Source organism: Nocardia sp. NPDC049220, assembly GCF_040647855.1.
Lineage (GTDB): Bacteria > Actinomycetota > Actinomycetes > Mycobacteriales > Mycobacteriaceae > Nocardia.
Window position 1 is genome coordinate 131927 of record NZ_JBEZDA010000006.1, and the last position, 20615, is coordinate 152541.

16 protein-coding genes are annotated in these 20615 nt (G+C 62.6%); 10 read left to right on the top strand and 6 right to left on the bottom strand.

Annotation, left to right across the window (positions count from 1 at the left end):
- Window positions 1-6 precede the first annotated feature (6 nt).
- A complete protein-coding gene (locus tag AB0C34_RS17745; protein ID WP_357073547.1) occupies window positions 7-819 on the top strand; it encodes a DUF1932 domain-containing protein in 813 nt (270 codons plus the stop codon).
- A 285-nt stretch (window positions 820-1104) separates the two neighbouring features.
- Here AB0C34_RS17745 and AB0C34_RS17750 read toward each other — a convergent pair whose 3' ends face one another.
- The gene (locus AB0C34_RS17750) at window positions 1105-2604 is read right to left on the bottom strand and encodes a hypothetical protein (RefSeq protein ID WP_357073550.1); all 1500 of its coding nucleotides are present in this window, start codon (window positions 2602-2604) and stop codon (window positions 1105-1107) included.
- A 681-nt stretch (window positions 2605-3285) separates the two neighbouring features.
- Here AB0C34_RS17750 and AB0C34_RS17755 point away from each other — a divergent pair.
- Genes AB0C34_RS17755 through AB0C34_RS17770 form a run of 4 tightly spaced genes read left to right on the top strand, consistent with a single transcriptional unit; the run spans window position 3286 to window position 7959 of the window.
- On the top strand, window positions 3286-4716 hold the full coding sequence (locus tag AB0C34_RS17755) for a coproporphyrinogen-III oxidase family protein (protein ID WP_357073553.1): 1431 nt from the start codon (window positions 3286-3288) through the stop codon (window positions 4714-4716).
- On the top strand, window positions 4713-5873 hold the full coding sequence (locus AB0C34_RS17760) for a pyridoxal phosphate-dependent aminotransferase (protein ID WP_357073556.1): 1161 nt from the start codon (window positions 4713-4715) through the stop codon (window positions 5871-5873). The genes AB0C34_RS17755 and AB0C34_RS17760 overlap by 4 nt, the downstream gene beginning before the upstream one ends.
- 44 nt (window positions 5874-5917) lie before the next feature.
- Window positions 5918-6922, top strand: a complete 1005-nt coding sequence (locus AB0C34_RS17765) for a hypothetical protein (protein WP_357073559.1) — start codon at window positions 5918-5920, stop codon at window positions 6920-6922.
- Between the two features lie 2 nt (window positions 6923-6924).
- Window positions 6925-7959 carry a pyridoxal phosphate-dependent aminotransferase gene (locus AB0C34_RS17770; protein ID WP_357073797.1) on the top strand — a complete coding sequence of 345 codons (1035 nt, stop codon included), beginning with the start codon at window positions 6925-6927 and terminating at the stop codon, window positions 7957-7959.
- A 38-nt stretch (window positions 7960-7997) separates the two neighbouring features.
- Here AB0C34_RS17770 and AB0C34_RS17775 read toward each other — a convergent pair whose 3' ends face one another.
- The gene (locus AB0C34_RS17775) at window positions 7998-8687 is read right to left on the bottom strand and encodes a DNA alkylation repair protein (RefSeq protein ID WP_357073562.1); all 690 of its coding nucleotides are present in this window, start codon (window positions 8685-8687) and stop codon (window positions 7998-8000) included.
- 47 nt (window positions 8688-8734) lie between these two features.
- On the opposite strand from AB0C34_RS17775, the gene AB0C34_RS17780 reads away from it, so the two are divergent.
- The 3 genes from AB0C34_RS17780 (at window position 8735) to AB0C34_RS17790 (ending at window position 10891) form a co-directional block, all read left to right on the top strand.
- On the top strand, window positions 8735-10024 hold the full coding sequence (locus AB0C34_RS17780) for an ATP-grasp domain-containing protein (RefSeq protein WP_357073564.1): 1290 nt from the start codon (window positions 8735-8737) through the stop codon (window positions 10022-10024).
- Window positions 10025-10034: 10 nt separating this feature from the next.
- Window positions 10035-10436 (top strand): VOC family protein, encoded by a 402-nt coding sequence (locus AB0C34_RS17785; protein ID WP_357073567.1) that lies wholly within the window; start codon window positions 10035-10037, stop codon window positions 10434-10436.
- Between the two features lie 320 nt (window positions 10437-10756).
- Complete coding sequence (locus AB0C34_RS17790; RefSeq protein ID WP_357073570.1) at window positions 10757-10891, top strand: hypothetical protein; 135 nt, start codon at window positions 10757-10759, stop codon at window positions 10889-10891.
- Between the two features lie 553 nt (window positions 10892-11444).
- Here AB0C34_RS17790 and AB0C34_RS17795 read toward each other — a convergent pair.
- The 3 genes from AB0C34_RS17795 to AB0C34_RS17805 all read right to left on the bottom strand — a co-directional run bounded on the left by AB0C34_RS17795 (window position 11445) and on the right by AB0C34_RS17805 (window position 14942).
- Window positions 11445-12677 carry a cation:proton antiporter gene (locus AB0C34_RS17795; RefSeq protein ID WP_357073573.1) on the bottom strand — a complete coding sequence of 411 codons (1233 nt, stop codon included), beginning with the start codon at window positions 12675-12677 and terminating at the stop codon, window positions 11445-11447.
- Window positions 12678-13054: 377 nt separating this feature from the next.
- Window positions 13055-13969 carry a neutral zinc metallopeptidase gene (locus tag AB0C34_RS17800; protein ID WP_357073576.1) on the bottom strand — a complete coding sequence of 305 codons (915 nt, stop codon included), beginning with the start codon at window positions 13967-13969 and terminating at the stop codon, window positions 13055-13057.
- Window positions 13970-14306: 337 nt separating this feature from the next.
- Window positions 14307-14942, bottom strand: a complete 636-nt coding sequence (locus tag AB0C34_RS17805; protein WP_357073579.1) for a hypothetical protein — start codon at window positions 14940-14942, stop codon at window positions 14307-14309.
- A 2019-nt stretch (window positions 14943-16961) separates the two neighbouring features.
- On the opposite strand from AB0C34_RS17805, the gene AB0C34_RS17810 reads away from it, so the two are divergent.
- Together AB0C34_RS17810 and AB0C34_RS17815 are read left to right on the top strand one after the other, a co-directional pair.
- The gene (locus tag AB0C34_RS17810; RefSeq protein ID WP_357073582.1) at window positions 16962-17450 is read left to right on the top strand and encodes a hypothetical protein; all 489 of its coding nucleotides are present in this window, start codon (window positions 16962-16964) and stop codon (window positions 17448-17450) included.
- A gap of 1028 nt (window positions 17451-18478) precedes the next feature.
- Window positions 18479-19387: a helix-turn-helix domain-containing protein gene (locus AB0C34_RS17815; RefSeq protein ID WP_357073585.1), complete on the top strand. Its 909-nt coding sequence runs from the start codon at window positions 18479-18481 to the stop codon at window positions 19385-19387.
- Window positions 19388-19557: 170 nt separating this feature from the next.
- On the opposite strand, the gene AB0C34_RS17820 is transcribed toward AB0C34_RS17815, so the two are convergent.
- Complete coding sequence (locus AB0C34_RS17820; protein WP_357073588.1) at window positions 19558-20415, bottom strand: helix-turn-helix domain-containing protein; 858 nt, start codon at window positions 20413-20415, stop codon at window positions 19558-19560.
- Window positions 20416-20615: the final 200 nt, after the last annotated feature.

The window sequence follows — 20615 nt, forward strand, 5'->3', positions numbered from 1 at the left end:
GGGCAGATGGGTGCCGCGATCGGCGCCCAACTCGTCGGCGGCGGGCACACCGTGCTGTGGCACCCGACTGGGCGCAGCGACGCGACCCAGCAGCGAGCACACCAGGCCCAACTTCAACCCGTCGAGGACCTCACCGAGTTACTCACCGAAGCCCCCGTGGTGCTGTCAATCTGTCCGTCTGCCGCGGCCGAGCACATAGCCGATCTCGTCGCCGAACACCACTACCCCGGCATCTACGTCGACGCCAACGCGATCAGCCCTCGCCGGATGCACCACATCCATGACCAGCTTGCACCAACCGGTGCCAGCGTCGTGGACGCTGTCATCAGCGGCCCGCCGCCACACGACGACGCTCGACCGCGCATCTACCTTGCCGGCCCTACCGATGCGACCATCGAAGCCCGCGATCTGTTTTCTACCAGTGAACTCGACACCACCGTGCTCGGGAAAACGATCGGCGCGGCCAGCGCCCTGAAAATGGCTACCGCGTCCTACCTGCGCACCAGCAGGCTGCTCGCAGCTATTGCTCACGCCCTCGCCGACTCGCACGGCATCACCGATGCGCTTGTCCGCGAAGCAGAGCAATTCGGCGCGACCATGCTGGTTGACCGCGCGTACCTGCCGAGCGTCGCCGCCCGCGCATGGCGCTGGGAAGCCGAAATGGGAGAGATCGCTGAAACCCTCGATGAATGCGGACTCCCCACCGTCCTCGCCGATGGCAGCGCCGAACTGTTCCACCTGCTGGCCCAGGAGAAAGACCACTGGTCGACCACGCCCGAAGTCATATTCGAGCGACTGAAACAATCGCAGGCGGAGTGAGTGTCGAGCGATACCATCAGGGCCGCCGCCACCGAAGCCGCCGAAGATCAATTCTCCGGCGTCCCCGCAAACTCTGTTCCTGATATGTGCCGTGCTGCCGCGGCAGCAGCTTGCGGTCGACCCGGCCGCCAGCACAGCCGGTTATCTATCAGCCACGTCCCGCCATTTCCTGGCCCCTCCGGGCCTCACCCCCGCCTCAGTGCAGGAGAAGAGTAGAAAATGCACTGCACTGCACTGCATCCGGATCCTGGTCGATGTGGCGGCCCACTGCGGGTTTGCGTGTTCTCACCCAGTTGCGGCATCCGGCTCTGAATGTCCGCGGCGGCTGCGGGTCGCCGACTGGACGGCGCGGACCTGGTCGATGAGGTGGCGAACTCCGCTGTGACGGTGGTGCGGCGCGAAGTCGCGCGCGATCGTGGCCAAGTGCTCAACACACCGTGCTGAGGTTACTTCCTGGCCGAGGAGGTCGACGGCCTGGTGCGCGTAGCAGAGAGCACGGTCGAGGTCGGTGCTGGCTGGTTGCAGATGTGTTGTGGCCAATAGCGTGTAGCGCAGGGCTCCCTCGCGTGTGTTCGTATCGTCCTGAAGGCGAAGCGCTTCGAGCAGATGATGCTGAGCGCGTGGATGGTCTCCTAGTTGCAGGTGACAGTATCCGGCCTGCGCGTGGGCCTGCGCCACGTCGCACCAATAGCTCCACTCCGGCGCAGATTCAGCGTGGTCGCGGTCCAGGTCGGTGAACGCGGCATCGAGTGCGCGACGGCACTCTCGGACGCTGTGTTGGGCGGCGTATGCCTCGCCCGCGCGCAGGTGCAGGATGGCTGAAACGCGGCGGCTACCCCCGCGGTAGCCCGCGAGGGCAGTGGTGGCAAGGGTGGCGGCTTCATTGGAGCTCGGCAGGAGATCCTTGGCTTGGCAAGACATGAACCCGAGGACATTAGCCGCAAGCGCGTTGTCTCCTGCCGCATGCGCGCCGCGCAACGCGGCGACCCAGTAGCGCTGAGCGGCGGCGTGCTGGCCGTCGTCGAACGCCGACCATCCCGCCAGGCGTAGAAGCTCTGCAGCGCTGCTGGTCAGGCGCCGCCCAACAGTGTCGTCGTATCTGCACGACCTCAGCAGCGAGATGACATGCTGCACCTGAGCGAGCACCATCTTCAGCAGCGTGCCGCCACCGATCTGATCGTCCATTCGCCGCAGGCTAGCGGTGATTCTGTCGATCTCTGTGACAGTGCCGAGCTGGATTCGGGCACCAGCCGTGCTGGTCACCGTACCGACTGGGCTAGCCAGCAGCCAATGATGAGCAGGGGCTGTCAGTTCGGCACCCATCAGCATCATGAATTCACGTCGCTGCATGAGATCAGACTCGGTGACTGTCTGGAATGAGCGCAAGGCTGCAGGGAAAGTCCATGGCCCATCGAGACCGTCGTCAGCGGCGGCAGCCTGGAAGCTCAGCTCATACCAGCGGTCGCCGACCGGATCGTGCGTGACAGACACCGTTGAGACAGTCCGCTGCCGCCCGAATGCGATAGTACTGCCATTGGCCTGCACCAGGACTGGCGCGGTTCTGCTTTCGGTGAACCTCTGTTGGTCGGCGCGGTCGGCTTCATACAGCGTGCGGTCGAGGCGGCGCTGGCTGGTCGGGGTGATCCGCGCGTCCGGGTTGGCCTTCCAGCGCGCCACGGTGGTCGTCGCGACACCGAGGACCGTGGCGAAGCCAGCGTTGGACAAGCGCATCGCGTTCTGCAGATCTTCGGCATCCTTGCCTGTCCACGCCTGCCCGAGAATCATCTGCCCCTCACCCAGCACGTCTGTCCGATCGACGAACCGGACCTTAGCGTGTCTCCGATCGACACGCCGACGTTACGCCATCACCGCGCCATCGCCGCGCGATTGGCCGAGGTCACAGAATCCGCAATGCTGTAGTGAGTCACTCAACGCCGAGAACTGCAGCGCTAAATATGCTGCAAGACAGTACTTTTCGCTAAGGAGCCTCCCAGTTGACCAATCCAGGTGGGTCGCCAGCGGGTCACACATGCGGTGCGCAGAGGCCACTCACAGTCCCCCGCGCCCCTGGTCGCACCCGGCCCGAGATCAGCGGTGTTGCCCCAGCAGGCGAGCTGAATTATCAGAAGCTGCTGCCACAAGAGCAGTTCTTTTGGTGCACAGAACGTTCCCCTTCTCTGCCAGCCCTCAGGCACTCTCGCGTCCTCCCGCCAAGGTCTGCCTCAAGGCCACCACTGCCGACGCCATTCGGCGCGGCGGCTGATCATCATGTTCACCCGATCGAGGAGGAGGTGACCGCGATGACCGAATGGGTCGCAGGCGGCGCGTAAGCCGACGGTTGGCCGTCACCGGCCGAACAGGGGTCTGCCGGCGTCCACGGACATCCACGGGGCGTCGGCAGACGCGCCGAAAAGGCGACGGCTCAATTAGAAAATCTTCTCAACCACTAGCGACATCGAGGTTTGGATGCTTCCGTTCGAGTCCTTCTCCTACCCATTCTTCGACCTCAATTACGAGACGGATCACCAAGCCACTGTGTCGGCGTTTCTCTCTACCCAGGGCATCCCGATCCCAAACGACGCAGACCCGGGAAAAAAAGCTCTGTACGTGCATATTCCATTCTGCGACACCATTTGCACGTTCTGTCCGTTTGCGAAATCAGTGGGTACGCCGGAACGTATCGACGCCTACCTCCATGCCCTCCAAGTGGAACTGCAGGTGCTCGGCGCGACCCGCCGGATCGCCGAATGGCAGCTCGACAGCGTTTACATCGGCGGCGGCACGCCGTCGGTTTTGTCGCCAGAGCAAATCGGTACGTTGGTGGCTGCGGTCCGCGCGAACTTCACGGTCAAGGCCGACGCGGAGGTGTCGTTCGAGTTCGAAGCCAAAAGTATTACCGAGGACAAGTTCCAGGCATTGGCCGAACTCGGTGTGACACGCGTGAGCTTCGGAGTTCAGTCCTTCGAGCCCAATGTCCGGAAGATGGTCAACATTACTGCCTCACTTGAGCAGGTGTACTCGGCAATCGAGTTGTCGACCAAGTACTTCGAAAACACGAACCTGGACATGATGGTCGGGTTCCCCGGCCAGGACCGAGACCATGCGCGCCTCGACGCCCGCAGCGCCGCCAACTCCGGGATCGGCAGCGTGTCGATCTACCCGGTCGACTACGTGATGACATTGCCCGGCTGGCAGAACCGGATCCGGGCCGGGCAGTTGCCGCGCCCAGCCGGTCTCGACGAGCGGTCGGCGATGTTTCACGAGTCTCGCCAGGAACTACTCAAGTACATGTCCGAGCAGAACATGTACTGCTTCGGTGCCGCCGAGGCGCCACCGACTCGTTACATGTTCTCCACGCTCTACGGCGGCTACCGCGATGAGGCCGTTGGCGTGGGCTCTGGTGCGTACTCCTTCATCCGTGGCCTTGCCTACATGAACGAGTCCGACGAGCGCCGCTACGCCAAAGCGGCCTCGACCGGTGTCCTGCCGATCACGAGGTCCTCCCCCGGTCATGCCTACGAGAAGGGTTTGGTCTTCTTCCCCAAGCGGCTGACCTTCGACATGCGTGACCTGAAGGTGCTCGGCCTAGAGGAGGTCTATGCCGACCGGATCAACTCCATCGTCAGTGACGGGCACGCCGAGATCGCCGACGGCATATTGCGGCTGACCGAGTCGGGCAAGCTGGTCTACAGCGAGTTGATGGCGCATTTCTTCTCCGACATGCAGCAGCGGCTCTACCACCGGATGGTCGCGCGGCTGAGCAAGCAAGTGGGTGTCATCGACGAACATGAGTGGCAGGCCGGCGCGGGACGTGTCGCGGCCATGGGCGCGGCCAGCGCGCTGCCGGGGGCCTCCAGCCGCCGCAATACGCTGCCATTGGTCGGATCACCACAGTGAACGATCCGTTTTTCGGTCGGCTCCTCGAGACGCTGACGGCCCCCGCCGCCGGCTACGTCCGCCAGATCACGCCGCCGGATTGTGCCAGGGTCGACCTGGGCATCGGGGAGGCGCGGTATCCGCTTCCGGCGCAGCTGCTCCTCACCATCGGTCGCACAAGCGCGGAGCTTGAAAATCTTTGGTACACCACCCCGGATGGCGAGCAAGCCTTACAGGACGCCTACCGCACCCAATTGTCAGCATCAGAGTCCGAGCCCGATCTGGAAAGGGATTCCGTTCTCGTCACCGCCGGAGGCAAGGAAGCGGCCTGGCTAGCCGTGCGGTACCTGCTATACCGAGGTCGCGCAGCGGTCGCGGTGGTTCCCTCGCCCGGATGGGAGCCTTACCGGCTCTGGCTCAACGCCGCAGGATGCCCCCACATCACCTACGATCCGGTGGCGGTCGCCGAGGACCCGACTTTGTTGCGACAGTTGATCATCAACTCCGATCAGCAGCCGGGACTGATCATCCTCAACTATCCGAATAACCCCACTGGGGTCGGGGTCACGCACGAAGCGATGAACGACATGGTCCAGATCGCCACGGATTTCGGATGGTCGTTGCTATCCGACGAGGTGTATCGCGTATTCGGCGTCGCCGATGTGTCGGCTGTTCACGCTCCCGCACGGGATCCTTACCGACACCTCGTGATCGACTCTTGCTCAAAGGCATTGACCGTAGCGGGCCTTCGCGTCGGCTTCCTCGTCGCCCATCGCAGCGTTGTCGAGGAACTGTCGGCGTTCAGGGCCTCTTACGCGTCGTGCACCAGCGTGCTCAACCAACGGATCGCGACCGCTCTACTAACGGACTCCGCGGTACAAGCGTGGTTGGCCAGCGTGCGTGTCACGGTCGAGCGCGACCGTATCGCCACGGTGAAAGCGCTCACCGAGTATGGGATTGAGGTCACCTCGCACGGTGGCCTATACATCTGGTCGCGTACACCTGACCGATCGATGCTGCCACCACTAGCAGGACTTGACCACCCTCCAGCGGCACTCATCACGAGCGGAGCTGGTTTCGGCGCCTCAGATCATTTCCGGCTCTGCACCGCTCGCGCCGACCTCGACCCCGCTGGTGCCGCGGCGGCTGTCGTTACGACGCTGCGGCGGCAGCGATGATGTACGACCACTTCATCCAACCCCCGTCCCTGCCATGCAGTCGCATGGCGTCGTTGCTGGACGTCACGCTCCGCGACGGCGGATTCGACGTCGATTTCGATTGGCCGCACGACTTGTTCGAGATGGTTCCGACCGCGCTGGGCGGCGTCGGGGTAGACATCGTTGAACTCGGCTACATCGGCGGCGTGCCACTCGAGCACAGCGTCGCCCGGGCCGGCGTCGGTGCCTACCTGATCCCCGAACACATCGCGACGGCGCACAAGGGTGGGCCAATGCTCGCCGCGATGGTGCATCCCAGCGCCCTCGTCGAACCGTTGGATCTCGAGCCATACGCGGCGGCAAGACTCGACATGCTGCGAATCGTCTACCACACTGCTTGGTTCGATGCCCTCATTACATTGGCCGTCCACGCCCGTGAGGTCGGACTCGCCACTTCGGTCAACATCGCACTGGCCTCGCGGTACGAGCCGACCGAGCTCATAGCCCAGGCCACGGCAATCCAGAAACACATGGACCCGGACGTCCTGTATCTCGCGGACACCTGCGGGGCACTGCTTCCCGACCAAGTCCACGATCTGGTGACTCGCATGCGAACCGCGGTCGATACCCACATCGGTTTCCACGCCCACGACTCCTTGAATCTCGCCTACGCCAACGCCCTGGCGGCTGTCGCGGCGGGCGCAACCCACATCGACTGCTCGGTGCTGGGACTCGGTCGAGGTGGCGGCAACCTGGCCGCCGAGCCGCTGCTGCTGCGTCACCGACTGCCTATCGCAACACCTGCCGCGGCGGCGGCGCTGCTGGATTGCCGATCGCGCCTCGCGTCGGTCACCGGCCGAGCTGCCGAGACACTGGTGCCAGCAGTCTGCGGCACGTTGAACCTGACACCGGTCGAGGAACAGTCATTGCGCGACTTCGCAGAGTCAGAACAGCTTGACATCGACACCGCGGCTTTGTGGGTGGTCAGCGCGACACCGCACGTGACCTCGTTGCATGTCGGGGATCTGCGGGCGGCCTGGCGCGCCCATGATCGGGAGTCCTCCGGGTGAACATGATGATCAGCCGCCGGGCCGAATTGGTCGTCGCCTACAGCTATGACGACTTCCCGCTGCAGCCAGGGCAGCTCGACCTGCGCGGCGACAACTCACCACCTCTGCCCATTGTGTCGGCGCTGTCGACCCTGCCCGGTCAGCACGCCACCGATCTCGCCTTCTACGGGGACATCGCTGGGGAACCTGGTCTTCGTGGCGCCTTTGCGCATCTATTCGGGGTCCGCGCCGATCAAGTCCTCGTCACCGCCGGCGGTAGCGAGGCATTGTTTCTCGCCCTTACCTGCATCACGGATCACGGCGACACGGTGGTGATACCGCGACCTGGGTTTCCCGGCTTCGAGGAGCTGGCTCGGCTCAGCGGTCTTCGCGTCACGCCATACGACGTTCCCGGCGTATTGCCGCGCTGCGGGCGCGAGCCGTTGTTGGTGTGCACGCCCCACAACCCGACCGGCGTCGTCACGGCACCGATCGACATCGACGGCACCGACGGTTGGACGATTTGGGATATCTCGCACATGTCGCCTGTCGGTGGACGAATCGCTGATTTCGCCTCACACCTGGGTAACCGCGACATCATCGTGTTCAGTCTGTCCAAGTTGCTGCGACTGCCCGGTGCGCGAGTGGGCTGCCTCGTGGCATGTGACTCGGCCCTACTGGCGGCGGCTACCCGCGCTAAGACGCACCTGTCGATGTCTACGGGGCGCCTCGGCCAGGATCTCGCGCAACGGGTCTTGCATCACCCGACGACCGAGATCGACCTCGCTGCCCGTATGGCGCTGTTCGCTGAGCAGCGTACGCAGATGCTTGATGCCGTCGCCGCCTCCCGCCGCGTCGCCGCGGTCCCAGCGGCTGACGGCACACACGTTTATCTGCGGACCATCGATGGTTGCGACGGGTGGCGGTTATTGGCGGAAGTGGGCGTGGCCGGTCTACCAGGTGTGGTCTTCAACGGACCCTCTGACGCCGTTCGGTTGTGTATCGCGCAAACACGTGAAGTTCTCGACCAGGCCGCCCAGAGGGTGAGCGCCCTGTGACGACCGCCGACAATGCTGCGTCACACCACCACTGGTTCTCAGACCAACGCGCGGTCGAGTATGCGGATCAGGGGCTTTGGTTGCGGACCGGGCAGGAGATCGCGGAATTGCCCGGCGGCTTCCGGCCGCTTTTTGAGCGCTTCCCTAATCAGCCAAAGGCTGGCATTGCGGACGGGTTGCTCGTTGCTCTCGAGCAACGCCACCAGCCCCGGCACGTCCGCCGGCGAGAGGCCCAGCTGGATCGGGCGGATGAGGGATACGACGTAGAGGCGCTGTTGCCACGGCGACGGCGAGTCGGCAAGTCCGCGAAGCTGACCCAACAGTGGCGGATCAGTCGTGAGAGATGTTCCCACGACGCCGCTGAGTTCGTCGACAGACAGCCAGTTGTCCAAGAGCTTTGCCCAGCGTCGGATTGTCGCCGCAGGCATAGTGAGCTCGGCCAAACGAACCATCATGGCTGCGGCCAGCTCCTCCTCGTGCTTCTCGCCGTGCCACAGTGTGTCCGCGGCCCCGAACACCAGTGTCGAGTTGACCGTCCCAGCGCAGGCGGCTTTCAGTGCCGCCTTGACAGTGCCGCGCAACAGCGGAATACGAACGCCCAGTATCGGCTTCGAAGGTTTGCGTGCGGTCTCGGTGCCGGGCACGTAGGCCGGATCGGCGTATCCACCCAGGCCACGGCGGACGTCGGTCACCAACGACGAGATTCGATCAGCCATCACAGTGTCCATCGATTAAGCCTACGACCAGCCACTGACACGAAACGGCAGGAGACGCCATGGCCGCCACCTCACTTGACATGACCGCGCCGCGACCTGGTGGCGCGAGCCCGGTCTACGCCGTCTATGGCGAACCTGATCCCGCCGCCCTCACGTTGGCCGCGTTGTGCGATGGCGGGACATCGCTTGAGCAGATCCCTCTGGACGTGCTGGTCGCACTCGAGGCCGGCAGCAACGCCTTGCAGGTCGAAGCCCTCGCCCAGGTGGACCGCCATGACGACAAGGTTCTTGTCGGTGCTGTTGGATTTGACGACTGGTGGAACACAGCCCTCGCCGCGCTGAATCCCGGCTGGCCGCTGGCAGAAGCTCGAGCCCTGGTCATCGACAAAGCCAAGCTGTACATCGCGCTGCGCCACCACGCCGTTCCCACTCCGGAATTCACTGCTGGCACGCTCACGACAAGCTTTCTCGCGCACGCGCTGCGAACGGTCGGGCCGCAGCCGGTACTCAAACCTACGACCGGCGCAGGCTCGCGGGGTGTGTACCGCTACCGTGGCGATCTGTCCATCGATGACAATTTGTGTCTCTACCGGCAGCTTCTGGCCATCGGACATATCGATACACAAACCCCTATCATCGCCACCGAGTACCTTGGAGGCGACGCCGCGCTCGAAATCAGCGTCGATGCACTGGTCTGCGACCACCGCACCGTCACGGCCACCGTGCACGAAAAACTCACCGCCACCGCAGTCCATCCCTACGTCGACAACATCATGATCTCGCCACCAGCAAACCCGCTAATCATCGAGAATCTGCCCCAGCTACCGGACGTGCTGGCCGGCATCGTCACGACGTTAGGCATGGCCAATGGCGCGCTCCACATCGAGGTTCGCCTGCACAACCAGCGATGGCATGTTCTCGACATCGGTGTCCGTCCCGGCGCCGGACTCGTCGCCCACGCCGTCCAGGCACGCACCGGAATCGACCCCCGCCTTGCGCACCTCGCCGCAAACCTGGGCCGTCCACTTGCCACCAAAGTCGTTGCGGCAGCGGAGGGGTCACACCATGCAACCTGCATTGCCTGCTGCTATGTTGCCTACCACCGTCGCCCCGATATCCGCCTACACTGGTACAGCGAACTAGCCGCCGAACTACGAGCGACCGCCCCCGTCATCGGGTGGCATCTCAACGTCGCCGAAGTCGACGACGAGGTTTACGGCTCTGATGCCGGGCTCTCCGTCGGAGTCGGCGCGCCCGATACTCCCACAGGGCTCGAGCGGCTACGGTCGCTCATCGAGCCGTACGCATTCACCACGACCGCTTCATCTGAAGTTGTTGCCTCCCAGTGAAAGGCACACCATGTCGAAGTTGCATCATCTCGCTATCACCGCGACAGACACCAGCAAGACCGCTCCGTTCTACGATGCTGTCCTCAGTCCGCTGGGCTATGAGCGCAGGATCGCCAGCGACCAGCTGTGTACCTGGGTTGGCCAGAGCCCCGAGATTCTGCTCTACAAGACTGAAGGGGAGGATTGTTCCCCGCACACTCATGGAAGGCCTGGCTGGCACCACAATGCCTGGGAGGTCGACGACCGAGACACCGTAGATGCAGTGCATCGCGCCGTCACCGAGGGCGGCTGGACAATCGTCCACTCACCACGCGAATACCCTGAGTACAGGGACGGCTACTACGCGGTGTTCGTCGCCGACCCTGATGGTGTCCGCTGGGAATTCGCACACATTCCAAATCCGACCCACTGAGTTCAGCCAGCTGCCACGGCACCGGCCGGCGGCACGGATGTCAAGTCGTGCCATCGACGAACAGCGGCACACGATTTCTGATCGGGTCAGGGGTGAGCAGTGGTCAGATCATCACCCTGTTGGTCAGTCTCGCGCTGGTCTTGACCGGGGTGCAGCTGTTCGGTGCACTCACGCAACACGGTTCGACCTGGCGATCGGCCGGACCAAGACCAGGGAAAGTCAGGCGCTTCCACAGGTGAGCGCGAGTCCGGCGGACTGCTTCGGCCACGCCACTGGCAAACGTGGCCACTCTGTCAGCGGCTCGGAATAGGGTGTCGCGCATGGACGTATTCTTCGGCCGCACCGATCTCAGCCGCGGCTGGTACGTGAAAGAACTGACCGCGCTGCACTACCGCATCGGATCGGTCCTACTCGAACACAACGCCGACCGGCGACGCGCCGCCACAGACCTCTAATCCATCTGGACCGCAGCGGAACCCGAATTCCGGGCCGCGCTACTGCTGGCGTTTGCCTGGAGCAGCCGCACCGCTACAATCACCGGCACCGACACACCCGCTGGCCAGTACGCCTCGGATCTTCACGGCTACGCAACCGAATTCACTGGCACCATCAACGACTTTCACGGTGAGCGGTTTCCACTGCTGCCCTTCCCCGGGCCCGCTGGTGCGCTGGCATCCTCGGTCGCCTCCAACCGTGACGATGTCGACACCAGCTTGCAGACCGCACTGCTGCTCGCCACCGCCGAAAGCCCAAACGCGTTCGAGGGCGGCGACCTCGCTCCGGGCGCGATGCACATCCCTACCGGACCGCACCCCACCGATCCCAAAGCATCATCCGCCACCCACGTCGTCCATTTCCCTTGCCCGATGAAGCCCTCCCCAAGTGACTAAGAGTCTCCGGCAATAGGACTCAAGTGGTTGATCTTGGTTTGGTTCAGGGAGGGGTTGGACGTAGCAACAGCAGATCGCGAAGTTGACGCATCGTGTTCGCGAGAGACGACCGTGCCCGTCAGGAATCCGAAGGTGATGCGGTCAAAGACGCCGTCGCGGGCGAGCCTTTGTGGCGTCGGCCGCTCACGCCGATCACCCGCAGCATTGGCGCCGTCATCGCCGTCGTCACCAAAGCCATCACCACCAGCATCGAATACAGCTGCGGGCCGATGAGTCCCGCTGTGAGCCCGACATTGAGAATCACCAGCTCAGTCAACCCCCGCGTGCTCAGCAGCGCCGCCACCACAGCCGCCGACCTGGAGTCCAGATCGGCCATCCGCCCGGCGGCGTACGCACTCCCGAGCTTGCCGAGGACCGCCGCCGTCACGATGACGGCCAGTTCACCGACCGCGGTCTCGTCGAGCGATCCGAGATCAACAGCGAGTCCCGCCACGACGAAGAACCCCGGCAACAGAATCGAACTCAGCACCCTGGCGCCAGACTCCACCGCATGGCGTCGCCCGCGCGGGTACACCAGCCCGAAGGCGAACGCACCGAAGATCAGGTGGAGCCCGATCCACTCGGTCACCGCGCCGAACATCAGCGCACCCCCGACCCCGACCACGATCATCGTCTGGTCGCTACCCGCCGCGGCCAGCCACGCGAGCGCTGGACGAATCACCCACCAAGTCAACACCACCACCGGGACCAGTACCGCCCACCGCCAATGGCTTCCAGTCGACGGACTTGCGATCGCCAGCACCGCCGCCAGCCCCGACCACGCCAGGATGTCTACGAGTGCCGCACATGCGAGGCTGAACTGACCGATGTCTGTTCGAATCAGTCCGCGGTCGTGCAGGATCCGAGCCAGGACCGGGAACGCCGTCACCGCGAACGCGCAGCCGATAAACAGAGCAAATGGCTTCTGTTCACCGGTTTGATGACGTGACAGTGATATCACCGCCAGGGCGCACCCCAGGGCGAATGGCACCGCATAGGCGGCGATGGACACCCCTGGGATCGCTAGGCGTCGGCCCGCGAAAATCTCACGATCGAGCTCCAGCCCGGCAAGGAACATGAACACCGCGATGCCGACATTGGCGAGCAGGCACAGATACGAGCGGATCTCGTGTGGAAACACCACCGATGACAGTGCTGAGCCGAGTACGGTGGGCCCAGCGAGAATTCCGGCCGCGATCTCACCGATCACCGCGGGCTGGCCCGCCTTCTCCGCCAGCCACCCAAATACCTTCGCGGCCACCATAATGACGACAAGATCGACCAGGACCACTACGATCTGGCTACTCTGCACGCTCTACCCTCCCCATCTTTGCGACGCGGTCCGCGGGGGACCAGCAGCCGTGCCTCGCCTGGTCACGCGCCGGTCCAACGATCCGGCCAGTGTCGCTCCGCCGCACGAGTTTGCGGCGGGCGATGGAGTCATCTGGGTTCACTTTTAAGTCCGAGTACCGCAGTTCCTCCGGCTTCACGATCGTCTACGCATGACCTCGGCACGCGCGTGCGTGGCCGTGAGCCATTCTGTGCCGTTTGAGGACTCGACCGAGGCAGGGCGCCAACTTCGTGGTCATGGGTTGAGTTTCTGTCGGTGCACCGACAGAAACCCGAGTCTCACACAAGCCTGGCAGTTCATCGGCCGAAACCACGCTACGGTATTGAGATAACCATGTCTTAGGAGACCGAGTCCGGTGGCGCTTTCCAGGTGTTACATTCGGAGAGGCGGTTGGTCTTGTACCCGTGTTCGGCCCACCAGCCGTAGTGCTGGGGCGATCCGTGATCGCGGGTGCCGCCAGGATGATCGCCGCGGGCGTAGCTATCTTGGATGGCGCGCCATCCCGCATCGGCAGGGATCGCACCGGTGTGTTGGGTGGCACCGAGAAACATGCCTGCGAAGCATTGAGCTTGCAACTCGAGGCGGCGGGACAAATCCAGGCCTGCGGCGCTGCTTCTGCCAGCGCTGCGCATGTCTTTGTCCGCTTTTACGCTAATTCCAGATATGGCCTGGATGTGGTGTCCGTATTCGTGCGCCAGCACTGCTAGATAGATAGTAGCGTCATTTCCGTATCGTTGGATCTGGATCGTATCCATCGGCATGTAGATTGTGTTGTTAGCCGAGCAATAGAAGGCAGCCCACTTCGATTCGTCCCCGTTGATGCAGGGTCCTGATGCCGATGCCGCAGTCTCGGGCACGCTCAAGTTGGGGCTGGAGAACGCTATCTTTCTGTCCACCAGCGTATGTCGCCACGACTGATCCATGCACAGAGCGGCACGGTCGAGGAATCGGGTGACGGCTTCGGTACTCGTTGCCCACGGCAACCAGTCGCATGGGAAGTTCCGCAGGCCGACGGTGGTGTCGTTGAGCAGCGGATGGTCGGCGAGTGCTTCGATCGGGCCGGGTCGCAGTTGCAGGGTCACCGATTTCGGTGCAGTCGCCGATGAAGTCGCAGATGGGCTGGAGGCACTGGTCAGGGTTTGAGAGGCTGCCTGCGAGCCATTGTGGTCCTCAGTGTGCACCATGATCAGCGCTGCACCCACGGCCAGGGCTGCGACCGCCACGAACACCGCAATTAGGGTCAGTGCACCCACCGGGAACCTCGACTGCCGCGGTGGCCGGTGCCGACCATTAGGGCCAAGCGTGGGGTGGGGGTATGCGGTTCCGTGTCGTTCTCCACGGTATGGGTACGACTGTGGCGGAATGGTAGTCGACAGCTGGCCTTGGTATGGGTTGTGGCCGGGAGGGGGACCATATCCCACTGGCGGGTGTCCTGGTGGTTGCTGTGTCATATTCGGATCAATTTCACCTAACTTCGAGACGCGACAACGTCTCTCACGAACACTTCTTAAAAGAATCAGATTCGTCTCTGCGGGACAGCGCGCTTCGGCTGGACTGCATTTACACACCGATCAGGATGGGAGTGGCTGCTCATTTACGAAGGGCCGCAAGAGCTTTGTCTAGTTGCCGGCGTGCGGCGGTGGCGACTTCCTGGTCGTCGGCGGGCGGCTTATTCGAGAGTGTAAGTTCCAGGTTCACTTCTATTGCGAGGTTGCCGTCTTTGACGACCAATACGTGGCGGACCGCTTGGCGAGGGGGGATGTCGGCGATGCGCCTCTGATCGATACGCCAGTGGCTGTAGTAAGCCTGCCCGCCGAGGTCGGGGACAGGGCCGGTCATCTCGAACTCGCTAGAGTTGTCATCGATCCACAGCTTCTTCCACCGAGCGAAGGAGGTGTCATGCGTTGCGTCGGCGAGTTCGACTCGGAGTTCGAGGACGGCCGTGGTGTCCTGGAGTTCGCCGTTGATCTCCCCATTCGTGTAGCGACAACTCATCTCGGCAGCTGCTGTGCTGGTCGGGCCTAGTGTCACCGACTGTAAAGGTGGCGTGCTGATTTCGGCTACCCATCGGGTGATTGCCTGTCGATCGAGCAGGTCACACGCATTGGTGATTTGACTCCACGGATGCTTACCCTCAACCCGGTCGGTGGTGCTTGGGCCGGGGTGGGCGCTGGGGGTGTCATCGCGACGGGCAGACAGGACCACGGCGGCGACAGCAACAACCACGATCAGTGCGATGATGCCGATGATCCATCCGTGGCGGCCAGGTCCAGGCGGCGTGTGGGGTGTCGGGGCATACCCTGCTGCTGGAAGGGCATGCTGCCCGTATGAGGGCGGCATCGATGAACCACTTGCTGCTGGGAGTATGCCACTACTTGCCTGGCTAAAGTTGGCCCAATGCTGCGATGCCGGCGGGCCGGAATAGGGTCCCCCGTGCGGTACAGAACCGGAGGGATGCGGTCCATCCGGGTGGCCTGCAGGTGGCCCAGACGGATGCGGGTGGTGACCACCGGGTGGACCGTAGCCCCCTGGCGGTTGTCCCAGCGGCGGCTGTGTCATATCCGGGCCGACCTCACTTCATCTGTAGGGCAAATCTCCCCGCCTGAACACTTCGCGCCACAGCCTAGCCTTGAACCCACATGTGTCACGAACGCGAAAGAAGCGCGATGTACGGCCCCGGCGTTGAGGATTCGATGTGTAACACTGCTGCCGCGGCGGCGCCAGTAGTGGACGCTCCGCACAGAGCGTCTTTGATCTCGCTCGAAGTCTCAACGGTGTCGGCAAACCTATCTGACTAAGCGAATGCTGACGACCTTTCCCGAGGCCGAACAACCGCCGTTGCCCGATGAGTCAGTTCAACCCTGCGACGAGTCTGGCGACTAACCTCTGAGCTGCAGCTGCGGTTTAGGGCGCCGTCCATAGAGGGCCACGAGTCCGGCGGCGTCACCTAGTCGCCGCCGCAGCGCGTCGGTTGTCTCTGAACGTCGGCAAAGCCGTCGCGAAACTGCCGAGCGTCCTCCAGTCGATGAACATGCCAGATGTGTTCGATCCACACCTGGCGTGTGGGACAAAGCCCTGACACGCAGTGACTTCCATAACGTTGGCCACGTGAACACCCCGCACCGCCATTTGGCCTCGGACGCCGGGCCTTCAGCCCACCCGCGACCGGTTCTGGCCGCATACGAAGTCAACAACGCCATCTCCCGCCACTGTGCACGATGTGCCGCCATCCCCCACCACCCGTGCCGGCACCCCATCACTGACAGTCCCACAAAATTGCCGTGCATGGTCCGGCTCACCGGACGACCGTGCGAAACGCTCCCGACAGGGCGGGCCGGTCGCGTCGGCGGCGCGAACCAGACACCGCAGGCCCTTTACCCACAATCCAGCGGCTGGCCGGGGTAGGCGAGCCTCTCTGGATGCGACGGTCTCCGCCCAAATCGTTGACCCGAGCCAACACCGATAAACAGCGTGTCGGCTTCGACGCCCCCTTCCCGCCCACCAGTGAGTGTTGCATCCGCCGACACCGCCCTGCGGCCCATTGGCGGCCGTCACTGCAGATCGCTTCACCGGTCTTTGTCGTGATCGTGGTCCTCGAAATGTTCGACGATGCCACAATTTTGGGCCTCAGCGAGTCTGCCTAATCTGGTGGTGGGCAAGGTAGCGGCGGGACCACCTGCATCTCCAGCACAGTCGACGATTACCCCGGCGCATGACGATAATCGAACCACGCATCGAAGCGCCGCGGTTCGCGGGTGTCGGACCGTTGTTGCCTGCGATCTCGCTGGACGACTTGCCGCTGAATCTAGTTAGATGCACCTTCACCTGTTCCGTATTCGGCTTGATTGCGCCTAGAATTCGACTTCTTGACTCCCCTCAACTCGGGACACACCGGTTTGGGGTTGCGGCAGCACGTTCACGCCACGGCAGTACAAGTAGCAAACAGACAGCACTAGGCGTGCACAGAGGATCAGGGGGAGGATCCGAGAAGGGTTGAAAGTGCGACGTTCATGTGTTTCAGTACGGGTAGTCGCAGTGCCGAGCACTTGGGGATGATGCCTTCGCCGTGTAGCACTCGCCACACAAGGTTGTGTATGCACCCTCTTGCAAAGAAGCTGATAGCAAACCTCCTACCGAACTCGGAACACCATGCAGATCCGCAGGTCACTTGGGACTGAACTCCCCCGCAACACACCAGTGCACCAGAACTTGCCAACAGCAAGTCTCGACCACGAGGGGCTGATCATGAACACCTCGACAGTCCGCACACAAGATTGCGGCATTCCATGGTGTGTCACCTGCGTGCTGTCGGCGGACCCTGATGATCGCCCACACCGCCACCACGACTTGGCGCTGAAGTTCGACCTGTCCCGTGCACCCTTCCGCATCACCATCGAACGCTCGTGTCACGTGTACGGCGACGGGACGCAGGTGACCACCATCGACATCGTGCGATATGACCGTCGCGGATTCGGTGTGGAGGCGCAGGACGCACTTCCGCTTGCCGACCTACTACGGGACCCGGATCGGCACTACGGGCGAGAAGAAACTATCGAGCTTGCTGAGACGGATGTGCCGCTGATCGTCGCTTTCGTGGATTCACCTGCTCACAGCGACCCTCGCGACTACCTGCTGCACGTAACCCAAGGCGGCGGACACTACTTCAAGCTCACCCAACCAGAAGCACGGCGACTTGGCGATATTCTGCACGGCTTCGGCCATGACAAGTTCTGACTGCTGCGGATGTCCTGCGCACGCACTGCACCCTCGCTGAACGCTCAATGGTCGGCCCGCGGGATCGGCGTTCTCGCACACAAGTAGACAAACCGCCGGCACGACAGGCGGGGGCCTGACAACGGACCCAGGCGCAAATGCGCTCTCAGGATCGTAGACGGTTCCACAGCGTTGAGACCGATGACGAGATTCACCGGCACCACGGCAGCCAGCATTTGGAAAATATAAGGGTTCCCCGACCTGCCACGATTTCTTACCCACTGGCCTAGTCGCGCTCTTGAATTCAGCGTCGTCGCGCGACAGAGAAGATCGAATTTCGTTGCCGCCGCCCTTACGCGGCGAGTACCCCCGCCTGCCGATCAACATTCGAACAAGCTATTTCTTGCCATTTGGTTCTCGGGAGCCACAAATTCGCACATGCGGTGCCGATCTATTTTCCGGGCCACGCATCCCCACTCTATAAACGGGCGACCTGCGCAGCAGGCCTCGTTGCCGCAACGGTGAACGCTCACACGGCCGGTGCAAGTATGGTCACGTTTCGAGCACTCTCAGCGTGCTCAGTCAACAGGCTCAGTCAACACTGAATACGACTCGCACCGTAAGTGCATAGGCTTTCAAAAAGTCACACCGACTGTGGGTGGCGAGTCTATTGACCGAAATAAGTTGGAAATGAATGCTGAGTGTGACGAACGACGGCGGGTCGGCCCTTTGCATAGGTGCCCACTCCCCTGATCCGATTGCCCGGATCGGTGACCTGATGAGGAGAATCCATGGCTCAACAGATCTCACTTCAAGCCTATCGCGATCTGGCTGCAGCGCTGGCATGCACAGTCTCGCCGTCGGCAGGTACACCTGGTACAGCAGCCTGGCCCGGAGATCACCCACCTGTGGCCGGCGTCGATTCATAGCTTCGACCACATGACGAGGCAGGCATCACCCTGCAGCCGTGTTCATGCCAGTCGCTGCGGAAGCCAAAGCCCGATCCGCGGCCGCATAGGTCCGGCGGGCGATTTAGGGAGAACAGCACCATGGTGAACGTCCAGACGTATCCGGCATCGCGGGTCCATTCGGCACAGCCTTCTGCCGCGGACAATGGCATCACGCCGATCGGGAAAATCCTTCGGGACTATCGGCGCGAAGTCGGACTGACGCAGGCGGCGCTCGCGCGGCGGTCGGGGCTGTCGACTTCGCTGATCTCGAAGATTGAAGTGTCGTTGCGTGCGGTGAACTCTGAGACCGTCACCAAACTCGCGCCGGTCTTGGGGCTCAGCGACATCAGCGAGGAGAGGTTGATGCAGCTGATTGACCCGCATTTGCGGACAATAGCCCAACGACCCATGGCATTGACTCGTCGAGAACTCAGTATGCTCGACAGCACTTCCTATCCGGCCTGTTACCTCAAGCCAGGACTGTATGTCGTCTCGGCCGCGAACGAGGCGTTCGCCCGCGTCTTCCCCGGTCTGCGTGTTGGTGACAATTTGGTCGAATGGCATCTCTTCAGCCCGTGGGCAAAAGCTGTTCTGCCCGAGTGGGAAACCGAGGCCCATCTATGGGTGCGTGCTTGCCGGGAAGCGTTGACCGGATTCATCCCCAACTCTGAGCTCGAAGCAGTCAAGACTCGCCTGCGGCGATGCCCCAACTTCGACACGATGTGGAACACCCGCGCACCGGAATCCCTTGCCACTCGGGAGCTTCTGCGGCTGCGCGATCCCGCCTCCAAAACCAGCAACCCGCGTGAGATGTTCACACACCTGTCGCGCGACGAGCGGCACTTCGCTCTCACACCAAACGTTTCCTCGCCCCACGATCCCAACGCATCCCAATCGCACGTAGCGCCCACAGGTGGGGTCAGTTCTGGGCGATGCTCTTGCGAGGGGTCTGCTCGACGTCGCACCATAGCCGACGATGGCGTACAACCGCTCGCACCAGCGCGGTAGGTCAACGATCCGCACGACAGATACAGGTCAGAACCGTTCTCGGACTCAAACCGGGGTCCCCACCGCGATTCGGGAGGCTGCGTGCTTGTGTGCGCGTACCCGGCGATTGGAGAATTGCGACCCAGTCGGACTTCCCCTGCCGTCGCGATGTGGTCGGCGCGGCAAATTCGCTAGACGATCGACTGGTGTTGCCCAGCGCTGCCTTCCCGAAGGACAGCCAGACTCCTTGCCTCTACGCCTCTGACGTGCGGGGTCGCGAAGATTTCGTATTCACCCGTTTCGCCTGTTTGATAGTTCGGGAACCAGCGGCGCTGGATGTATCGATCGACTGTTGTTGGGTCTTGCCAGCGGCGAACTCTGACTGTGTTGGTGAACGCTGACTGCGGCGGTTCGTTGTTCCACATGTGCTCGAACTCCGGGGCGGCTCGCTCGCACGCAGCCACGATTTCTGCGTTGCGCTCGGAGACGACTCCCCGCGACCAATGCTTCCATGTATAGACCATGTGATGAGCGACCGTGTCCCAGTCGACAAAGACTTTTCGTGCCCGCTGGTCGGTGAGCATGGCCACGATCATGTTCGCGGGCCGTGCGGCGCCGTGCGGCGCGGGGGCGAACATCGGATAGATTTCAAGACATGCCTGGTTGGCATAGATTATCTCGCACTCGGGCAGCTTGCGATACAAGGCGGGAAACGTAAACTCCTCAAGGACCCCGATATCCTCATCGGTGATCTTCGGCGACGAATCCCTGACGTCGATGCCAAATGGGCTGGACTCCGATATCAGAGACATTATCTTGCGATATCTCCACGGCTCGGCATCCAAGGCTTTGCATAGCTTGTCGAGGTTCTCCCGCAACGGGCGGCGAGTGCCTTCTTCCCATTTCGAATACGCCGAGAGAGAGACGTTGGCCAGGTTGGCCGTCTGCCACTGCTTCAGCTTTCTGGCCCGGCGCAACTCTCGAATCATCGAGCCGAGTACAACGTTAAGCGGCTCGGTTGCCGATCTATCGATAGTTCCCCCGTTCACGTTTCCTCCTCATAACGGGACACGGCCGAACAGGGTCGACCGGTAGATAAATTGTCTTCTTGCATCGGCGTTGCCGCGTTTCCGCGGGCTGAGCCGACCAAAATCCGAGACGGCGCCTGGCACGTCATCTTGCAGGGCCAGTGCGAGTTCCGTCATTGGTCGGTGAGACCTACACCGTCTCGCCGCCTGAACCAGGGCTA

What these genes read in the sequence shown, in the direction of transcription:
- AB0C34_RS17745 (WP_357073547.1), top strand. Translation starts at nt 7, where the DNA reads ATGGGTGCCGCGATCGGCGCCCAACTCGTCGGCGGCGGGCACACCGTG.
- AB0C34_RS17750 (WP_357073550.1), bottom strand. Translation starts at nt 2,604, where the DNA reads ATGATTCTCGGGCAGGCGTGGACAGGCAAGGATGCCGAAGATCTGCAG.
- AB0C34_RS17755 (WP_357073553.1), top strand. Translation starts at nt 3,286, where the DNA reads ATGCTTCCGTTCGAGTCCTTCTCCTACCCATTCTTCGACCTCAATTAC.
- AB0C34_RS17765 (WP_357073559.1), top strand. Translation starts at nt 5,918, where the DNA reads ATGGCGTCGTTGCTGGACGTCACGCTCCGCGACGGCGGATTCGACGTC.
- AB0C34_RS17770 (WP_357073797.1), top strand. Translation starts at nt 6,925, where the DNA reads ATGATGATCAGCCGCCGGGCCGAATTGGTCGTCGCCTACAGCTATGAC.
- AB0C34_RS17775 (WP_357073562.1), bottom strand. Translation starts at nt 8,687, where the DNA reads ATGGACACTGTGATGGCTGATCGAATCTCGTCGTTGGTGACCGACGTC.
- AB0C34_RS17780 (WP_357073564.1), top strand. Translation starts at nt 8,735, where the DNA reads ATGGCCGCCACCTCACTTGACATGACCGCGCCGCGACCTGGTGGCGCG.
- AB0C34_RS17785 (WP_357073567.1), top strand. Translation starts at nt 10,035, where the DNA reads ATGTCGAAGTTGCATCATCTCGCTATCACCGCGACAGACACCAGCAAG.
- AB0C34_RS17790 (WP_357073570.1), top strand. Translation starts at nt 10,757, where the DNA reads ATGGACGTATTCTTCGGCCGCACCGATCTCAGCCGCGGCTGGTACGTG.
- AB0C34_RS17810 (WP_357073582.1), top strand. Translation starts at nt 16,962, where the DNA reads ATGAACACCTCGACAGTCCGCACACAAGATTGCGGCATTCCATGGTGT.
- AB0C34_RS17815 (WP_357073585.1), top strand. Translation starts at nt 18,479, where the DNA reads ATGGTGAACGTCCAGACGTATCCGGCATCGCGGGTCCATTCGGCACAG.